This is a genomic window from Mesorhizobium sp. B2-1-3A (genome assembly GCF_006442655.1).
Classification (GTDB): Bacteria; Pseudomonadota; Alphaproteobacteria; order Rhizobiales; family Rhizobiaceae; genus Mesorhizobium.
In genome coordinates this window covers 523,439-541,978 of record NZ_VFWK01000005.1, presented here as the reverse complement: position 1 = coordinate 541,978, position 18,540 = coordinate 523,439, and the positions used below count along the sequence as shown (strand labels likewise).

The following is an 18,540-nucleotide window of genomic DNA, read 5'->3' as shown; positions in this document are numbered from 1 at the left end:
ATCACTCTCCCATGTCTGGCATGTGGCCGGATTGCATCGCCTGCGCGTGTGCGGCGTGGGCGCTGCCGACGACGATGCTGTTGAACAGCCCTGGCTCAACGGCGGCAAAGCGCGCCGGCGCGACGTTGGAGCTCTGCTGGGAAAGGTTGGTAAAACTTGCCTGATCCAAAACGCTATTGGCCTGATGGCTGGCGTTGACCCAAGCCTCGAATTCATCGCTGGCCTTGACCACCACATCGAAGCGCATATCAGAAAAACCCGAACCACTGAACTGCGCGGAGAACCCCGGGAATATGCCCCTCTTGTCCGCCTTCAGGCTCAGTCGGGTCGTCATACCCGGCATGGTATAGATTTGGCTGCCAAGCTGCGGCACGAAAAAGCTGTTCATGACGCTGGCCGATGTCAGCTGGAAGTTTACCGGCGTGTTGGCGGGAACCACCAACTCGTTGACGGTGGCCAGGTTCTTCTCTGGATAAATGAACAGCCATTTCCAATCGAGCGATACAACCTGCACGACCAGAGGCGAGGTCTTCGACTGAATCTCGCGATAAGGATCAAGGTCATGACTGCCAAGCCAGGCAATGCCGCCGAGGAAAACGACGATCAGCGTCGGGATTGACCAGACCACCAGTTCGATGCGCCCCGAATACGACCAGTCCGGCAGGCGTCGGGCACTCTTGTTGCCGGCCCGAAACCACCAGGCAAAGGCTAGCGTCAGCACAATCACCGGGACAACCACGGTCAGCATGATCGCTGTTGCGTTGAACAGGATTTTCAACTCGCTGGCGGCAATCGGTCCCTGCGGAGCCAGAACACCGGAAACCCAAGACCATGCGTCATGCATCGGGCTACCATATCAGGAAACGATCGCCGGCGACGACGGTCATTTGGTTGCGGCCGTGACGCGCCAGACTTTGTTGCCGACGTCGTCGGCAATCAGCAACGCTCCCGATTTGTCGACTGCCAATCCGACTGGCCGGCCGCGTGCTTCATCCTTCCCGTTGAGAAAGCCGGTCACGAAGTCCTGAGCCATGCCGTCTGGACGCCCGCCCTTGAATGGCACGAAGACCACCTTGTAGCCGTTGAGGGCGGGCCGGTCCCAACTGCCGTGCTCACCGACAAAAGCGCCGCCCTGGTAAACCTGGGGTAGGGCGCTGCCGGTGTAGAAGGCTAGGCCCAGCGGCGCGACATGTGAACTCAACGCGTAATCAGGCGGTATCGCCTTGGCCACAAGGTCAGGTCGCTGCGGCATGACTCTTGGATCGACATGCTGGCCATAGTAGCTGTAGGGCCAGCCGTAGAAGGCACCATCCTTGACCGAGGTCATGTAATCCGGAACCAGGTTCGGGCCGAGTTCGTCGCGCTCGTTAACGACGGCCCACAACGCGCCCGTCTTCGGCTCCCAGGTGAGGCCGTTTGGATTGCGCAGGCCACTGGCGAAGATCCTCGATCGCCCCGTTGCCCGGTCAACTTCCCAGATCGCCGCGCGGTCTTTTTCCGCCTCGATGCCGTTCTCGGTGATGTTGCTGTTCGAGCCGACGCCTACATAGAGCAACGTGCCATCACGGCTGGCGACGAGGCTTTTTGTCCAGTGGTGATCGATGGGGCCACCAGGCAGCGGCGTCAAAACAGTTCCCGACTCCGTGATCTTCGTAGCGCCGGATGTGTAGGGATAGCGGACGATCGCATCGGTGTTGGCGACATAGAAATCATTGCCGACCAAAGCTACGCCAAATGGCGAGTTCAGGTGATCGAGAAACACCGTTCGGGTTTCGGGAACCCCGTCGCCATCCGCATCTCGCAATAATGTGATCTGATTGGTCGGCCTTTTCTCACCGCCACCACCGGAACTGGCGAGCGATTGCAGGAAGCCCATGATCAGATCTTTCGGCCGCTTGATCGGTTCGCTGCCTGGACCTTGTGATTCGACCACCAGGACGTCGCCATTGGGAAGAGTGTAAAGCGATCGCGGGTGCGAAAGATCGCTCGCCATGGCATGGATCTGCAGACCCTGCGGAACCGTTGGGGTTTCATCGTTGGACCAGCCGATGACCTTGGCAAGGTTCATTGGCGGAATGAGATATTGCTGCGGCTCTGGCAGCGCCGGGTTTGGACCAATTTGCGTGCTGGGATCGGCTGCATCATCGCTGCAGCCGATCAGACTGAGAGCGGTGACGCTTAACAGGATGGCGGTTGTGGCGTGCAGAATTCCTTTGGACGGCATGGAAAAAAGCATCACCGGACCACTCCCGCCGCTTCCGTTGTTCCCAGGGACCGACCAATCGATGCGGTGAAAATCATCAAGACCACCACAACCGCAGAAAGCGTCAGTCCCGTCGGGACGACCGACGTCCAGGCGTCGCGGCTGTGGACGAAGGCGTTGAGGACGGAGAGCACCAGCACCACGATGTTGCCGACCATGTGCAGCCATCCGCGCGAACGCTGCCGCACCAGACGGTTGGTGAAGAAATCGAAAAGGCCCGCCAAGGCTGCAAGAACCCCGAGTGCCAGCCCAAAGCTCAACAGCCAGGCCGAGAAATCAGCCCACATCATCTCGGCCGTTCGCCAGTATGCGATATCGGTAAGCAGCGCACCGGTGAAACACACAATGGGGAAGGGGACAAGCAGTGCGTGTATGGCGTGCCGCTCGACGATAGGACGGGCGGGTTGGGAAGTCTCTTTAAGCATGATTTGATCCGGTTGCGAAAAAGCGACGCAAATCAACCCGCTGACAACAGGGAGGTTCCCTGGAGGCTATCACGCTTCAAAAATCGTAGGCGGCTGGGTTACGCATGCCCCAGACTCCGGCGTCCTACATGTTTGATGCCCGCGGCGCATGTGGCTTCGGCGGTCGGTATACGGGCGTCTGTCTCGCCTTGAGGCGATTGTCGACGACCGGTTTTAGAGGCACCATTGAAGCCGGCGATGCGGCGCGTCGGCGCAAAAGCGATTGCGAAAGGTCAGCCACGAGTTTCTTGAGGTCCATCAGTTCCTCCTCCAGCCCTCCAAGCTTGGACTACGCCGGGCTGGAGAAATCCGCATTCTCATTTGATATGGGACCCGGATTCGACGCATCGACTCTACCCGGCGAATTTGCTCCGCCTGCGCGCCGCCACCCCCCGCGATTACCAAAAGGAGTTCGGCTGGCCAAGAAACTACCGCACCATGGGCTCCCCACCGCTGCACCGGCCTGGACGCCAGACGTCCGCGAACCTGACCCTGATCTCCTGCTCGACACGATTTGCGGCACGAGATTGAGCAATTCTTTCTCTCATCCGTCATCGGCACTGGCAAGGTTACCAAGTTCAAAGGGTGGCAAGATGCCGACGAAGCGCGTCGAGCCATCAAAAAGGGCATGAAGGCCTTTTCACAGCGATGAAATGCGCGGCCTAGCAGGTGCGATTCATATAGCTGTCTCTTGATTCGACATGTCGCCGCACCATCTCTCGGCGTCGCGGACGGCGGTTACAAAATCGCTCATCCGTACCCAGAGTTTCTCATAAGATATCGAAATCGTGCTGGTTTCGCTTTAGGAAGGCTTCGGCCGCTCCGCGCGGCGTCTGCAAACTGAACCTGTCGAGACCGTACCATGGAACGTAGCTCAGCTCCCGGCAGACGCGACCACGCGCTGGGCTTTGAACCCGCTGTCGCAATGGGGCTTCTGGTTGCCGTGGTGTTTTTCCTCGCCAGCGGTATCCTTGCCTACTTCAACCTTCAGGCCGTTCGCGAAGGCAATCAGAAGATCGTCCAGTCGTATGACGTGATTGTTGCTCTGGACGGCCTGCTGTCCAGCGCGCAGGACGCCGAGACCGGCCAGCGCGGCTTCTTGTTGACCAACAACGAACGCTATCTCGGGCCCTACAACGCGGCATTGGCGTCGATCCCGGTCAAGCTCAACGAGATCACGCAGCTCACGCGCGGTAACCCTGCCCAGGAACGATCGGTCGCAGCGCTAAAGATCCATGTCGAAGCCAAATTGGCCGAACTCGCCCAGACGATCGATCTCCGACGCTCCCAGAACCTTGACTCGGCTTTGGCCGTCGTCAATTCCGATCGCGGCAAAATCGAGATGGATGCCATACGCGCGCAACTGGCGGCGATGGCGCAGGAGGAGGCCTCACTTCGCGCCAAGCGCCTTGCTGAAATGAATTCAGCTCAGCAGACTGCTTTGGCCGGCGGCCTTTTGTCAGGAGTCCTCGGCATCCTGCTGACCGCAGTGATTGGGTTCCTGATGCGCAGAGCAACGCTGGCGCGCCGGCGCGAAGAGTGGCTCCAGAACGGCCAGGTTGGGCTATCAGCGGCGATTATCGGCGACCAGCCTTTGGAGCAGCTTGGCAGCAGCATTCTGGAGTTTCTTGCGGATTATCTCGGCGCTGTGGCGGGAGCTATCTTTGTCGGCAATGGCGACGTCTATCGACGCTCTGCCACGTACGGCGTTCCTGAAAACGCAAACGTTACGACTCAGTTCAGAAAACGGGAAGGCCTGATGGGCCAAGCGGCGGCAGGCGGCCGTTCAATGCTGGTCAGTGATGTGCCCGAAGGCTATCTGGCCTTCGGCTCGGCGCTTGGTCAGGACAAGCCACGGCACCTCATCATAGCACCAGCGAGCGTCGATGGAGTCGTCAACGCGGTCATTGAGCTCGGTTTCCTTAAGGCTATAGACAGCAGCGTTGTCACGCTCCTCGAAAAGGCCTCGGAGGCCGTGGCCATCGCGGTACGGTCAGCAAACTATCGCGGTGAGCTGCAAGACCTGCTTGAGGAAACGCAACGCCAGTCCGAGGAACTGCAGACGCAGAGCGAGGAATTACGCGTCTCCAACGAGGAACTTGAGGAACAGGGTCGCGCGCTCAAGGAATCGGCCGCGCGGCTCGAGCAACAGCAGGTCGAGCTTGAACAGACCAATTCTCAGCTCGAGGAGCAGGCGCAACAGTTGGAGGCTCAACGAGACGATCTTGAGAGTGCCAACGCCTCCGTCACACTCAAAGCACGCGAACTCGAGCAAGCCAGCCGGTACAAATCGGATTTTCTTGCCAACATGTCGCACGAGTTGCGGACGCCGCTTAATTCTTCACTGATTCTGGCAAAGCTTCTGGCAGACAATCCAGACGACAATCTCAGCGCCGAGCAGGTGAAATATGCGCAGACGATCCAGTCGTCCGGGAATGATCTACTCAACCTGATCAATGACATCCTCGATTTGTCAAAAATCGAAGCCGGGCATGTGGAAATCAGGCCAGAATCGATGGCCATACAGCGTCTTGCGGACAACATAAGGCAGATGTTCGCGCCCGTGGCCCAGGACAAAAACCTCGGCTTTGCCGTCGACGTGGCGCCAGAAATGCCCGAAAGCATCGAGACCGACCCCCAACGTCTCGAACAGGTGCTCAAGAATCTTCTCTCGAATGCCTTCAAGTTTACTGAAGCCGGCCAAGTCCGGTTTTCAATCCAGCCGGCTGGTGGCGGACGTGTCTCGTTCTCGGTTTCCGATACTGGTATCGGCATTGCGCAGGAACAGCAGCAAAGCGTCTTCGAGGCTTTTCATCAGGCCGACGGTACAATCAGCCGCAAGTATGGCGGTACCGGTCTTGGCCTTTCCATCTCGCGTCAGCTTGCCCGGCTGTTGGGCGGATCGATCGACCTGAAAAGCCAACCAGGAGAGGGGAGCACCTTCACGGTTACCGTGCCGGTTTCCTATGATCCGGCGAAAGTCGCGTCTCGCGAAGCCGCGGCGGTTGTACCTAACGTGCCATCCCTCCCACGTCTTGACTTGCCGGGCCCAACGCCCGCCGCAAAGTCCCGTAAGGTCGCCGACGATCGCGACGCCACGCCCGACACCAAACGCGTCCTACTGGTGATTGAGGACGACGATAGCTTCGCGGCAATCCTGCGCGACCTCTCACGCGAGATGGGCTTCCGCTCGCTCGTCGCAGGTACGGCCGAAGAAGCGCTGACACTTGCCAAGCAATTCATGCCAAATGCCATCGTGCTGGATGTGGGATTGCCAGACCAGTCAGGGCTGGCAGTGCTGGACCGGCTCAAACACGACGTCACGACCCGTCATATCCCGATTCACATCGTTTCGGCAGACGACCATGAGGAAGCGGCGTTGATGCTGGGGGCTATCGGATTCGAGCTCAAGCCTGTGAAGCGCGAACAGCTGGTCGAAGTCCTGCAGAAGCTTGAGGCCAAGCTGTCGCAGCGCCTGCATCGGGTGCTCATCGTTGAAGACGATCTGGTTCAGCGCGAAGCCATGGCAAAATTGCTGACGTCTCATGACGTCGAAACCGTCACTGCCGGCACTGCGGCCGAATGCCTTGAACTGCTCAAGGAACAGACGTTCGACTGCATGGTGCTCGACCTGTCTCTGCCCGACGCCTCCGGCTATTCGCTGCTTGAGACAATGAGCGGCGAAACCGCTTATGCGTACCCGCCTGTTATCGTCTACACCGGGCGCGAGTTATCGGCCGACGACGAACACCGACTGCGCAAATACTCGAAGTCGATCATCATCAAGGGCGCAAAGTCGCCGGAACGGCTGTTGGATGAAGTCAGCCTGTTCCTGCACCAGGTTGTGTCGGAGCTTCCGGATGAACAGCAAAAGATGATCCGCAGGGCGAGGAACAGAGATGCGTTGCTCGAGGGCAGGCGAATCCTCGTCGTCGAGGACGATGTCCGCAATGTCTATGCGCTGACCAACATCCTTGAGCCGCGCGGTGCCGTTGTCGAGATCGCGCGCAACGGTCGCGAGGCCCTGGAGGCGCTACGACGCTTCTCCAGTCGAGAGGGTGCAGCCGTCGATCTGGTACTTATGGATGTCATGATGCCTGTCATGGATGGCTTGGAAGCCACCCGAGAGATTCGCAAAAATCCCGCCTGGAAGAAGTTGCCGATCATTACGTTGACCGCCAAAGCCATGCCCGATGATCAACAAAGGTGCATCGATGCCGGTGCCAATGACTACATGGCCAAGCCGCTCGATGTCGAAAAGCTTTTGTCCCTCGTGCGCGTCTGGATGCCCAAGTGATCGAGGCACTGGCAACAGATAAGGTCGAAGACATCGAGATCCGGCTTTTGCTGGAAGCGTTATACACAAGATACCATTACGATTTCCGTCATTATGCCATGGCTTCCATAAAAAGGCGCCTCAAACAGGCGCGCGAACAGCTGGGGTTTGCCACGTTCTCGGCGATGCAGGAACGCCTTTTGCATCAGCCCGAAATGCTGGAGAAATTACTGAGATATTTGACTGTTCAGGTCAGCGAGATGTTTCGCGATCCCAGCTATTTCCAGGCGATCCGCGACAAGGTCGTGCCTCACTTGAGAACATACCCATCGCTCAAGCTTTGGATTGCCGGCTGCAGTGCGGGAGAAGAGCTCTATTCGATGGTCATCCTTTTTCGCGAGGAGGGGCTTGAAGACCGGACCCTGTTCTACGCAACCGATATCAGCAAGGACGCGCTGCATGCCGCGGAAGCGGGCATCTTTGCCTTGGACCGGATTCCGTTGTTCACGGAGAACCATCGAAAATCCGGCGGCAAATCCTCGCTATCTGACTATTACAAGGCCGCCTATGGCGGGGCGTCGTTCGATAAAAGCTTGCGCCGAAACGTGGTGTTCTCCGACCATAGTCTCGTCACGGACGCTGTGTTCGGCGAGATGCACATGATCTCATGTCGCAACGTCCTGATCTATTTCGATCGGCTGCTTCAGGATCGCGCGCTTGGTCTATTCGAGGACTCCCTGGCCCGTAAGGGTTTCCTCGGGCTTGGTGCCAAGGAAAGCCTGCGGTTTTCAGCGCATTCGGGCGGCTTCGTGGATTTTGTGCGCGACGAGAAGATTTATCAGAGACGGGCCGACTGATGGCAGGCCAGCCTGAAGCAATCGTGATAGGCGCTTCGGCCGGAGCGCTCGAAGCTTTGTCGATCATCCTGCCGGCATTGCCGGCGAGTTTCAAACTACCGGTGATCGTGGTCGTGCACGTCCCGCCTGACAGGCGTAGCGTTATTGCCGACCTATTCAAGGCGAAGTGCCGACTGCCGGTACGCGAAGCCGAGGACAAGGAACGGATCGTTGGCGGAACCATATATTTTGGCCCTCCCGACTATCACCTCCTGATCGAAGTCGACAAAGGTCTTTCTCTCTCCAGCGACGAACCGGTTTTGTTTTCAAGACCGTCGATCGACGTCCTGTTCGAGAGCGCCGCCGATGCCTACGGCGAGGCGTTGATCGCGATCATCCTGACTGGGGCCAATCATGATGGCGCAAGGGGGATGCTTTCCGTGGTAGAGGCCGGCGGGCTTGCAATCGTTCAAAATCCGGATGGCGCATTCGCGCCGGCGATGCCGCAAGCAGCCATCAAAATGTGTCCGGGCGCGAGCGTTATGTCACTCAGCGCCATAGCAGACTATCTGCGAGAGGTTTAATCCCGACAATGCCGCCTGTCTCGTTTTTGTTGGTCGACGATCTAGAGGAGAATCTCCTTTCACTTGAGGCGCTGCTGCGCCGAGACAACCTTGTCCTGTTGAAGGCCAGGTCTGGAGATCAAGCCCTTGAACTGCTGCTCAAGCATGATGTCGCCCTGGCACTCGTCGATGTGCAGATGCCCGGCCTAAACGGTTTTGAGTTGGCCGAATTGATGCGCGGGAACGAGCGGACCCGACGCATCCCGATCATTTTTGTCACTGCCGGAAGCGCCGATGGTCACCGACGGTTTCAGGGCTACGAAGCAGGTGCCGTCGATTTCATCCAGAAACCGATCGAACCGGACATCCTGCGCAGCAAGGCGGATGTGTTTTTCGAACTCTACCGACAGCGCCAGCAGATAGCCGCACAGCGTGACGAACTCGAAGCGCAGGCGGAGGCGTTGCGGGACGCCGGAAAGCGCAAGGACGAGTTTCTGGTTACATTGAGACACGACATAATTCATCACAAGGATGCAAGGGCGCAGCAGGAGTTGCTTCTGCGCGAGATCAATCACCGCATCAAGAACCTCTTCAGCGTTACCGCCGGGATCATCTCGCTCAGTGCCAGAACCGCTACGACAGTCCAAGAATTTTCGGTTGACCTGAAAGCGCGGTTGCAAGCGCTTGCGCGCTCACACGATCTGACCCTGCCAGATCTCGGCGCCGATCAGATCACGCAAGCAACCACGACGGCTATCGCCTTGACCAAGGCAATTTTGGAGCCGCACGAACACGCGCATGCATCGCGAATCGCGATCAGCGGCGCAGACGTGTCACTCTCCGGCAGCGCTTTGACGACACTGGCCCTGCTGCTGCATGAACTGGCTACCAATGCGGCGAAGTATGGCGCGCTGTCCTCACCCGATGGTCGACTGACAGTAGAGATTGCTGCGGTTGACAATTTTCTCGACGTAACCTGGAAAGAGCGTGGGGCGCTCATATCTGAAGAGCCGACCTCCCGTGAAGGATTTGGTACAACGCTTGAGAAGGTTGCGTTGACCGGGCTAGGCGGGACGATCTCAAGGGATTGGCAAAGCGACGGTTTGTCCCTGTTGCTCAGAGTCCCCCTCACAAGCCTCGGCGGGTGATCGGTCATCGTCGGCCCTTATGAACATCCGGAACCGACCGCCGTGTCGTATGTCAAAAGGTTGCTCTTAAACGCGCACACATGGAAATGCCACCAGAGCCCTCCAAGCCGCTTAAAAGACTGTTGGGCAACTCTCAACTCCTGACCTTGCATCGACCCTGCGGTTACCCAGCTGGTCCGGGCTCATGGATCGGACAGCCATTGGTGCGGCTGCGGAAATCAGATGAGTGCAAATACGTGTCACGCCGTGCGCGATTGATGTTGCCAAGCGGCTGGTGAGCGGCCAAGCCCGTCCAGGAGCGATCCCCGCGGATCTTCTGGAATCGAGGCGTCCGATCCGTTGACGGTTATTGGCATGACAACCTCGCTGTGAACCATGGTTGGGGAGCACATTGCCACGTAAGTCGCGTAAACACCGGGACCAAGCGACGGATGCGGACCCCCATAACAAGTCATCCGCAGATGAGAGGTTCCGCGTGTGGGACGATCGGCGTTGCGGTATAGATTTGAGGGGCGACCTTAGGTCGTCCCTCAATTGACGATCAGAGGTCGCGTCGAGCCCTGGCTCGTTCCTGCTCATCTTCGGTGTAGACGTCGGCCCTTGGATCGAACCCGGTCCAGCCGCCAGCCTCGTACTCGGTGCGTCGGCGAGCGACGTCGACCGATCTGTATTGCTTCAGGATCTGTTCGGCATTCGGGACAAGATTATCCTCCACCTTCGCGGTGACGAGCGTCCCGCCACGGCGAACGCCCTCGGCATAAACATGGGCATCGTTCTCAGGGACGCCGGCCGTTGTCATTGCGCCAATGATGCCACCGGCAGCGCCACCGACAACCGCGCCACCAACTGCACCTACCGCAGTTGCTGCCAGCCAGCCCGCGGCAACGACGGGCCCCACGCCGGGAATGGCCATCAAGCCGAGACCGGTCAGCAGGCCGCCCGCTCCACCAATGACGGCACCCACGCCAGCGCCGGTAACCGCGTCCTCTCCAGCTTCGGTATCGTCACCCTTGTGCCAGCCGCTCGCGTTGTTGGCCACGATGCTGATGTCGCCGCGCGACACGCCAGTGGATACAAGTTCGCCCACCGCATCGTTGGCGTCGTCATAATTATCGAACAGTCCTGTAACGGTTTTCATCGGATCTTTCCTCGTTTCTGATCAATTGGTGCCGGCGACGACGTTGCCCTGATAGTCGAGCGCGATCGGCACGGACTTGCCGTCCTTGCTTGCGGTTCCGCGCCAGATGCCCTTGTCGTCTTTCGTCAAGGCAGAGACGTCCGCAAATCCAGCCTTCTCAATCGCCGTCTTGGCCTGGGCTTCGGTAAAGCTGTTTGCGCCGGGAACGGGCGCCGCGGGATTTGTCTCGCCGCTGCTGGTGACCGCTGGTGTGGCGCTGTCGGAAGCCGGCGCGCTAGTCGCGACCTTCTGGATCATTTCCTGATGCATCTTGAGCGTGGGCAAGGTTTCCGATGCGAATGACTTCAGCGTGGCGTTGTCGCCATCCTTCGCGTAGGACTCAAATAGGCTCACGGCATCCGCATGCGCCGCCTTCTGCATGTCGACATAGGACGAATCTACCGGTGCTGCGGCCGACTGCAATTTGTCGACATCACTCTTGTGAGGTGCATCGAGTTCAGTCGGTACCTGGAGCTTCTGTTCTCCGGCGATACCCTCGAGCTTTGCATTGGAGGCGCCGTGGTCGGAGATCATCTTCTGGGCGAATTCCTTCAGGTTTGGATCCTGAAGCTTGTCCTGTGCGACCTTGCTCGACTGGACTTCAAACATGCCTCCGACGGCGGCCTTCGTAACGAAGTCCTGCGCCGTATCCGCGGCTAACGCCGGAAGTGCAAGCGCCATTGCTGTGGCGAGCGACAGGGCCGCCAAACGAAGGTTGTTTTTCATAGCCGTTCCTTGGTTTCAGAGATCGATGTTTCCCAACCTCCCTGACAAAGCTTGGTTCCAAGCTGCGACCACATAGTGCTTGCGGGGGGTGACGTGGCATCACAAGAAAGGCCTCGGCCCTTGGCGGAAGCACGCCCTGAGTTCGGAATTTACGAACCAAACGTCCGCCTTCGCTTTAACTCGCGTGCTGCCTTTTGCGCCCGGGAATCTCAAGAAACTGGCCAACAATCTCCCCGTCGAGCTAAGCGGGATGGCGGCTTCGACGACTTCATGGCGCAGCCCGGAAAGATAGCGGCCGCCTATTCAAGCGGCGACGCGAGCCTGGTGGATGCGATCGTCGCTAGTGAACGCAAAGCAACCGTCTCGCCGACCGGCGGTTCGGTTTCCGGCGTCGCAAACGTCGCCGCGCGCTATGACAGCGATGCAAATGAATTCTCGCCCGGCAGCGAGACGAAACTGAAGGTGTTGCAGGCCTCTCAGGAGATCGCCTTTTGGACCGGATTCCAGGTTTTCGATGGCAAGATCGGAGAGCATCCTACCAAGATGAAGTTGCGGATCACCGAGATTTTCCGGCGCGACAGCGGTAAATGGAAGCTGATCCACCGACATGCGGATCCGGCTTCAACCCTATCAAAACCGAAATCATTGAAATCCGCAGCCACAAATCAGGACGGTCCTGACGCCTGCAGTTTGGTCAGTTGTTTCTCGGCTTCTTCAATTGCGTTTTCCATCACCCTGTCGAAGTCAATCATTGCTTCAAGATGACCATGGTCGTCGATGGATTTACGTACCATGCGCATGGCCAGTATCGCGTCCGCCAGGGTCTGCTCGATACTGACCACCATGGAATGCACTCCTCGTTTTGTGCTTGTTCCCGCCGGTTGCAGCGCCGACGCGGTGAGGTCGGGGCGGGGGTATATTGCTCTAAGCAACCTCGGCGGCGACGTTGACCGTCGATACAGCAAGCGCGGTCAGCGCTTCGTCAGTCGTTTTTTCCTCACCAAGTGTAAGCTCCAGCAGCGAGATGGCCTCGTCCAGACCGAGTTCGGTTGCCCAGGCCTTCATCATACCATAATGCGGGATGTCTTAGTGCTCAACGGCTTGAGCGACCGCCAGCAGGCGGCATCAAGAGCTGGGGTCCCCTTTTACTCCTGCATAATCTCGGCGCCCTCATCGGTAATGCCGACAATCGCAGCGCAAGTCTTCCCTGTGGCTTCTTGTCGATGATCTGGAAGATCTCTTCGAGGCGCGCGACATGTTCCCGGGTCTGGCTGCGGCCCGGCAGGCAATTGCTGATTCAAAAGCGTCGAAAGTGCCGTAATGATCTGGACCATCGCAAACGGTTTGGCGATCGTGACGCTGCTCGGCACTCCTTCGGCGCCGCAATACTTTCCGCTATCTCCGCTGATGTAGACGACTGGTATGGTCGAGTTCGACTGCCGTATGTACCGGGCTACTTCCCACCTGGATTTACCGTTTCCTAAACGAATATCGGTCACTAGCCCGTTAAAGGATAATGGACTGGCATCAAACATCTCGACAACTGCCGCGGCATTACCGACCGTCCCCACCTGGATGACCAAACCGCGGAGGCTCGCGACGTGATCGCGTCGCGCATCATCGCAAACTACATGGCGGGGGGTGGTCTACAAGGACGAGCTTGTCTCGCTGTCGTCACGCCCTTGGGACGCTGAGCATGCCCTGACCAAGAAGGGTCAGGAGCGAGCCGGCCCGACCGGTCTACTCAATCGTGTTTTAGGCCGCAGTCTTACCCCTCCGCCTTGAAATTCTTGGCCTCCTGCTTGCCCTTGTCCTTCCGAGATTTCGATTGGGCATGCCGCGTCATCGAGTTTATCTCAGACTTCCTGCCAGAGATCCTCCAGGAGTGCGCGGTCATAGCCGCCGCTTGCCCGCAGGAGCTGGCGCGAATAGGCGTGCTGAAACTTCCCTTGTGCCAAATCGGAACTAGTTCCAGTTTCCAGAATGCGTCCACCGTTCATCACCGCAATCCGGTCGCACATGTAGGCGATGACCGCCAGATTATGGCTTACCATGATGGTCGTGAAGCCGCGTTCCCGCCGCAGCCGCCGCAACAGATTGAGGACCTCCGCCTGCACCGAGACGTCAAGTGCGGATGTCGGCTCATCAAGGAGAAGCACGCGCGGTTCCAGAATGATCGCTCGGGCGATTGCTACCCTCTGGCGCTGTCCTCCGGAAAGCTGATGCGGGAAGCGGAAACGATGTTCGGGCTTCAGCCCGACATCGGCCAAGGCACGTTCAACCCGCTGCTCGATGTCCGGTAGGGAGTGGATGCGGGCCGGCTCCGACAACACCTTGTCGATCGTGTGTCTTGGATGCAGCGATCCATAAGGATCCTGGAACACCATCTGCACGAGGCGACGCTGCGCATGGCTGCGGGAAGGCCGCGCCTCCGTGCCGTCAATACTGACCGCACCGGCATAAGCGTCGATCAAGCCGGCGACGGTATTCAGCACGGTCGATTTGCCCGATCCGGATTCGCCGACCAAGCCGAATGCTTCGCCATGAGCGACATCGAACGATACGTTGCGCACGGCGGCTAGCCGCCTTGCGCCCTTGCCGAAGCTGACGCAAAGGTCGGAGATCCGGATCATCGGCTCGCTCATTTCGCCCAGCCGGCATCGCGCTGCAGGACGGGCAGTTCCGCCCGGTCGTCGCCGAGGCGCGGCACCGAAGCCATCAGGCCGCGCGCATAGGGGTGCTGGGCCTTATCGAGATCGCTCGCCTTCACGGTCTCGATCACCTTTCCGGCATACATGATCAACACCCGGTCGCAGAAGGCAGAGACCATACCAAGGTCATGGCTGATCAGGATAAGGCTCATGCCGCGTTCACGGACGAGGTCGTCCAGTATGGCTAGGACCTGAAGCTGTACCGTCATATCGAGAGCGGATGTCGGTTCATCGGCAATGAGCAATTGCGGTTCCGGGATGAGCATCATGGCGATCATGACGCGTTGTCCCATACCGCCGGAAAGCTGATGCGGATAGAGGTGGTAGACCGTTTCCGGATCGCGGATCTTCACTGCTTTCAACGCCTCGATCGCGCTTTCGCGCGCCTGACGGCGGTTGTTGGCGACATGCCGGCGATAGGATTCCTCGATCTGGTGGCCGACCTTCATGACAGGATTAAGCGAGAATTTCGGATCCTGCAGCACCATTGAGATACGCTTGCCACGGATATTGGGCATTTCGGTTTCCGACAGCTTCAGGAGATCCTGTCCCATGAACGACAGTTTGTCGGCACTCACTCGTCCAGGGGGTGGCACCAGCCGCAAGATCGAGCGCCCGGTCAGTGATTTGCCGGAGCCGGATTCACCGACGATGCCCAATCTTTCACGTCCAACCGTGAAGCTGACGCCGCGCACCACGTCCACGTCCCCATGATGGGTCGGGAAGGTGACACGCAGGTTTGCGACGTCCAGGACCGGCGCACTCATGTCCGCTTGGGGTCCAGCACGTCGCGCAAGCCGTCACCGAGCAGGTTGAACCCCAGGCTGACGATGAAGATCGCAATGCCTGGAATGGTCGCCACCCACCATTGGTCGAGCAGATAGTCCCGCCCCGTTGAAATCATTGCGCCCCATTCCGCCGTTGGCGGTTGCGCTCCCAATCCGAGGAAGCCTAGGCCCGCGGCGGTCAGGATGATGCCCGCCATGTCGAGCGTCATGCGCACGATGACCGATGCGGCACAAAGTGGCACCATGTGGTGCCAGATGATGCGGAAGGCCGAGGCGCCCTGCAATCTCGCCGCCTTGACGAAATCGGTGTTGCGCGCGGTGATCGTCTCGGCGCGGGCAATGCGCGCGTAAGGCGGCCATGAGGTCAGCGCGATGGCGATGATGGCGCTTTCCAGGCCGGGCCTGATCGCTGCGACGAAGGCCAGCGCCAGGATGAGCCGCGGGAAGGCGAGGAAGATATCGGTGATGCGCATCAGCACGACGTCGACAGGGCCGCCGAGATAGCCCGACACCGTGCCGATCAGAAGCCCAACCGGCACGACGATAACCACCACCATAAGGACAATAGTGAGGGTGATGCGTGCGCCGTGGGCAACGCGCGAGAAGATGTCACGGCCGAGTTCGTCGGTCCCGAACCAGTGCTCGGACCCGGGCGGCTGGAGCCTTGTGGCAAGCGATTGCAAGGTCGGCGACTGCAAGGGCAGTACCGGGGCGAGGACCGCGACCAGAATCAGCAGTGTGACAATCGCAAGGCCGATCATCGCCAGGGGGTTGAGACGAAAAGCCAGCCAGTTGCGATACCAGTGACCGACAGAGGCCTGTCGCCGCGAGTGCGGCGTGTCGGTGAGCAGCCATTCGCGTGCCGTCATGCGCGCGCCCTCATATTCGTGCCCTCGGGTCCAGAAGCCGGTAGAGCAGGTCGCAGAATACGTTGAGGCAAACGAAGATCGCGCCGATCAGCATGGTGCCGCCGAGTACGGCGTTCATGTCGGCGTTGAACAGCGAGCGGGTGATGTAGAGACCGAGCCCCGGCCATGCGAACACCGTCTCGGTCAGCACCGCTCCTTCGAGCAAGGACGCGTAGCTCAGCGCGACGACAGTAATCAGCGGCACGACGATGTTGCCAAGCGCGTGGCGCCAGATCACACGACGTTCCGGCATGCCTTTCGCGCGCGCCGTCAGGATGTATTCCTGGCTGAGCTGCGCCAGCATGAAGCTTCGCGTCATGCGCGAAACATAGGCGAGTGTCAGATAACCGAGCAGGCTCGCTGGCAGCACCAGATGCGAGAGCGCATTGGCGAACACATCCCAGTCACCGGACATCGCGCTGTCGATAGTGATGAGCCCGGTGACCGGCTCGACCAGGCCATCGTAGCCGATGTCGAGCCTGCCCGGTCCAGCGACGAGACCGAGCCAGGCGTAAAGGACAAGGAGGCCGACAAGGCCCATCCAGAAGATCGGGATCGAGTAGCCGACGAGGCCGACGACGCGTGTGACGTGATCGATCCATCGACCGTGATGCGTGGCGGCAACGACACCGAGTGGAATACCGACGACGACGCCAATCAGCGTTGCCGCGGTGGCGAGCTCGAGCGTCGCTGGAAAGAATTGCGCCAGATCATAGAGCACCGGACGCGACGTCATCACCGAGGTGCCGAAATCGCCCTGCACGACCTTGAGGAGGTATATCCAGAATTGCTGATAGATCGGCAGGTCGATGCCGAGTTCTTGTCTGGCTCGCGCATAGGTCTCGGGCAGCGCGCGGTCGCCGACGATGGCAAGGACCGGGTCTATCGGGACCACGCGCCCGATGATGAAGGTTATGAAGATCAGACCGAGCAGGGTAAGGGCCAGGATGCCGGCAAAGCGGACAAGTTCGTAAGCGAGCTCGGCGACGCGCGGTTGCCAGCTGGCAACCGCGCGTCCCGTCGAAGTCATGTCAGTGGCCATCCGCGATGCGATCCCGAACGCTTACTTGGTCACGTCATAGTAGAATACGAGGTCAGCGTTCGGCCCCGAGAAAAAGCCCTTCACATTCTTGCGCATGACGGTCTGTTCGCTTTCCTGGAACATATTGATGAATGGGCCGGATTTCTGCAGCTTTGTCTGCAGGTCAAGATACATCGCCTTGCGTTTTTCGATGTCGCTTTCCTGAAGTGCCGCGCGCGTCTCCTTGGAAATATCCGGGATATCCCAGCTGTTGCGCCAGGCAAGCGGCTTCGAGGCGGAAGCATCGCTGTTGTCGGGGTTGTTGGCGAAGCTGTCGGCGTTCGCGTTCGGATCGAGATAATCCGGTCCCCAGTACATGTAGATCATGTCATGCTGGCGAGCCCGGTACTTGGTCAGCACCTGCTTGATCTCGGCGGAGTTGATCGTGACTTTCACGCCGGCTTGCGCGAATGTCGACTGGATCGATTGGGCGATGGCGGTGAAAGGCTGGGTGTTGCCTGCGTCGAGCCCGATCTCGAAGCCGTTCGGATAGCCCGCTTCGGCAAGCAGTGCTTTCGCCTTGGCAGGGTCGAGCTTGTAGGGATTGTCTTCCAGCGAGGCGTAGAAGCCGGCGGGCCAGAAGGATTGATGCACGAGCTGCTGGCCTTTCAGGAACGAGTCCGCCATGCCTTGGTAGTCGATAAGCCAGCGCAGCGCTTCCTGGACCTTTGGGTTCCTCAGGGCCTCCACCTTCTGACTGAGGCCGAGATAGTAGATCGTCGCCTTGGGGAAGGTCCCCACCACCAGGTCGGTGTTACCTTCGATGCCCTTGATCTGATCGGGCGTCAGGTTGCGCGCGATGTCGATGTCGCCCTTTTCTACGAGCAGGCGCTGGGTGGCGCCTTCGGGTACATGCCTGATGATGACACGTTCCATCTTGGGCGCGCCAAGGCGAAAGCCGGGATTGGCCTCGAGTATCACGGACTCGTTTGCCTTCCAGGAGCGCATCTTGTAGGCGCCCGAGCCGGCGGAGTTGGTCTTCAGCCAGGCATGGCCGAGATCTCCGTCCTTTTCATGCGCCATCGCCTCCTTCTTGTCGACGATTGATGAGGTCACCGTGCTCATGAGGTTGAGGACATAGGTCGGCGCGTATTTTTCCGACACAGTGATGCTCACGGTCGACGGGTCGACTGCCTTGACCATGTCCTTGACGTTGTCAGTGGTCCAGCCGAGGCCTTGAAACAGATAGGCGGGGGTCAGGTTGAGCAGAATGACACGCTGCAGCGAGAAGGCGACGTCCTCGGCGGCCACCGGGTTGCCGGAATGAAACTTCAAATTCGATTTCAGTTTGAAGGTAAAGGTCTTGCCGTCATCGCTGACCGAATAGCTTTCGGCCACTTTTGGCACCAGCGTTTTCATGTCGCCAATCTCGAGGCCCATCAGACGGTCATAGACATTCACCGCGATTTCGGAGTTCGAGAGCTCATAGATCTCGGCTGGATCCATCGTCACGATATCGTCGATGGCCTTGGCCACCACCAGCGTGTTGGCGGGCGTATCGGCAAGCGCGGGCACCGACAGCATGGCAGCCGCGAGGCAGAGTCCCAGAAACATGCGTCTCATTGTTGTCTCCCATTCTTCGTTGATAGCGGATGGCTT

15 protein-coding genes and 2 pseudogenes are annotated in these 18,540 nt (G+C 59.1%); 5 read left to right on the top strand and 12 right to left on the bottom strand.

All coding sequences use genetic code 11. The features are described 5' to 3' along the window. Position 1: 1 nt before the first annotated feature. From cyoA to FJ977_RS22845, 3 genes are read right to left on the bottom strand one after another with little or no spacing between them, the layout of a single operon-like run. Positions 2-844: a ubiquinol oxidase subunit II gene (cyoA, locus tag FJ977_RS22855; RefSeq protein WP_140774436.1), complete on the bottom strand. Its 843-nt coding sequence runs from the start codon at positions 842-844 to the stop codon at positions 2-4. Between the two features lie 39 nt (positions 845-883). Continuing rightward, positions 884-2,224 carry a sorbosone dehydrogenase family protein gene (locus FJ977_RS22850; protein ID WP_140774755.1) on the bottom strand — a complete coding sequence of 447 codons (1,341 nt, stop codon included), beginning with the start codon at positions 2,222-2,224 and terminating at the stop codon, positions 884-886. Positions 2,225-2,235: 11 nt separating this feature from the next. Beyond that, positions 2,236-2,688 carry a DUF2231 domain-containing protein gene (locus FJ977_RS22845; protein WP_140774435.1) on the bottom strand — a complete coding sequence of 151 codons (453 nt, stop codon included), beginning with the start codon at positions 2,686-2,688 and terminating at the stop codon, positions 2,236-2,238. A gap of 901 nt (positions 2,689-3,589) precedes the next feature. Between FJ977_RS22845 and FJ977_RS22835 the strand changes: the two genes are divergently transcribed. Genes FJ977_RS22835 through FJ977_RS22820 form a run of 4 tightly spaced genes read left to right on the top strand, consistent with a single transcriptional unit; the run spans position 3,590 to position 9,550 of the window. Next, a complete protein-coding gene (locus FJ977_RS22835; RefSeq protein ID WP_140774434.1) occupies positions 3,590-7,024 on the top strand; it encodes a response regulator in 3,435 nt (1,144 codons plus the stop codon). Next, positions 7,021-7,860 carry a CheR family methyltransferase gene (locus tag FJ977_RS22830; protein ID WP_246683267.1) on the top strand — a complete coding sequence of 280 codons (840 nt, stop codon included), beginning with the start codon at positions 7,021-7,023 and terminating at the stop codon, positions 7,858-7,860. The genes FJ977_RS22835 and FJ977_RS22830 overlap by 4 nt, the downstream gene beginning before the upstream one ends. Next, entirely contained in the window at positions 7,860-8,423 is a 564-nt protein-coding gene (locus FJ977_RS22825) for a chemotaxis protein CheB (protein WP_140774433.1), read from the top strand. Before FJ977_RS22830 ends, FJ977_RS22825 begins: the two co-directional genes overlap by 1 nt. Before the next feature lie 8 nt (positions 8,424-8,431). Beyond that, positions 8,432-9,550, top strand: a complete 1,119-nt coding sequence (locus FJ977_RS22820) for a response regulator (protein WP_140774432.1) — start codon at positions 8,432-8,434, stop codon at positions 9,548-9,550. Positions 9,551-9,713: 163 nt separating this feature from the next. On the opposite strand, the pseudogene FJ977_RS36355 reads toward FJ977_RS22820, so the two are convergent. The 3 genes and pseudogenes from FJ977_RS36355 to FJ977_RS22805 all read right to left on the bottom strand — a co-directional run. Continuing rightward, positions 9,714-9,845, bottom strand: a pseudogene (locus tag FJ977_RS36355) (catalase); the annotation flags it as partial. 246 nt (positions 9,846-10,091) lie between these two features. After that, positions 10,092-10,688 carry a hypothetical protein gene (locus FJ977_RS22810; RefSeq protein ID WP_140774431.1) on the bottom strand — a complete coding sequence of 199 codons (597 nt, stop codon included), beginning with the start codon at positions 10,686-10,688 and terminating at the stop codon, positions 10,092-10,094. Between the two features lie 21 nt (positions 10,689-10,709). Next, on the bottom strand, positions 10,710-11,453 hold the full coding sequence (locus tag FJ977_RS22805) for a DUF4142 domain-containing protein (RefSeq protein WP_140774430.1): 744 nt from the start codon (positions 11,451-11,453) through the stop codon (positions 10,710-10,712). A gap of 120 nt (positions 11,454-11,573) precedes the next feature. Here FJ977_RS22805 and FJ977_RS22800 point away from each other — a divergent pair, with 120 nt between their 5' ends. Beyond that, positions 11,574-12,218 carry a nuclear transport factor 2 family protein gene (locus FJ977_RS22800; RefSeq protein ID WP_140774429.1) on the top strand — a complete coding sequence of 215 codons (645 nt, stop codon included), beginning with the start codon at positions 11,574-11,576 and terminating at the stop codon, positions 12,216-12,218. Between the two features lie 159 nt (positions 12,219-12,377). Here the strand turns inward: FJ977_RS22800 and FJ977_RS22795 are convergent. The 6 genes and pseudogenes from FJ977_RS22795 to FJ977_RS22770 form a co-directional block, all read right to left on the bottom strand. Beyond that, positions 12,378-12,723 (bottom strand): annotated as a pseudogene (locus FJ977_RS22795) (DUF892 family protein); the annotation flags it as partial. A 586-nt stretch (positions 12,724-13,309) separates the two neighbouring features. After that, positions 13,310-14,026: an ABC transporter ATP-binding protein gene (locus FJ977_RS22790; RefSeq protein WP_348643221.1), complete on the bottom strand. Its 717-nt coding sequence runs from the start codon at positions 14,024-14,026 to the stop codon at positions 13,310-13,312. A 68-nt stretch (positions 14,027-14,094) separates the two neighbouring features. Then, a complete protein-coding gene (locus FJ977_RS22785; protein ID WP_140774427.1) occupies positions 14,095-14,931 on the bottom strand; it encodes an ABC transporter ATP-binding protein in 837 nt (278 codons plus the stop codon). Next, positions 14,928-15,821, bottom strand: a complete 894-nt coding sequence (nikC, locus tag FJ977_RS22780) for a nickel transporter permease (protein WP_140774426.1) — start codon at positions 15,819-15,821, stop codon at positions 14,928-14,930. Before nikC ends, FJ977_RS22785 begins: the two co-directional genes overlap by 4 nt. Before the next feature lie 10 nt (positions 15,822-15,831). Continuing rightward, complete coding sequence (locus FJ977_RS22775; protein WP_246683265.1) at positions 15,832-16,890, bottom strand: ABC transporter permease; 1,059 nt, start codon at positions 16,888-16,890, stop codon at positions 15,832-15,834. Between the two features lie 33 nt (positions 16,891-16,923). Further along, positions 16,924-18,504: an ABC transporter substrate-binding protein gene (locus FJ977_RS22770; RefSeq protein ID WP_140774424.1), complete on the bottom strand. Its 1,581-nt coding sequence runs from the start codon at positions 18,502-18,504 to the stop codon at positions 16,924-16,926. Positions 18,505-18,540: the final 36 nt, after the last annotated feature.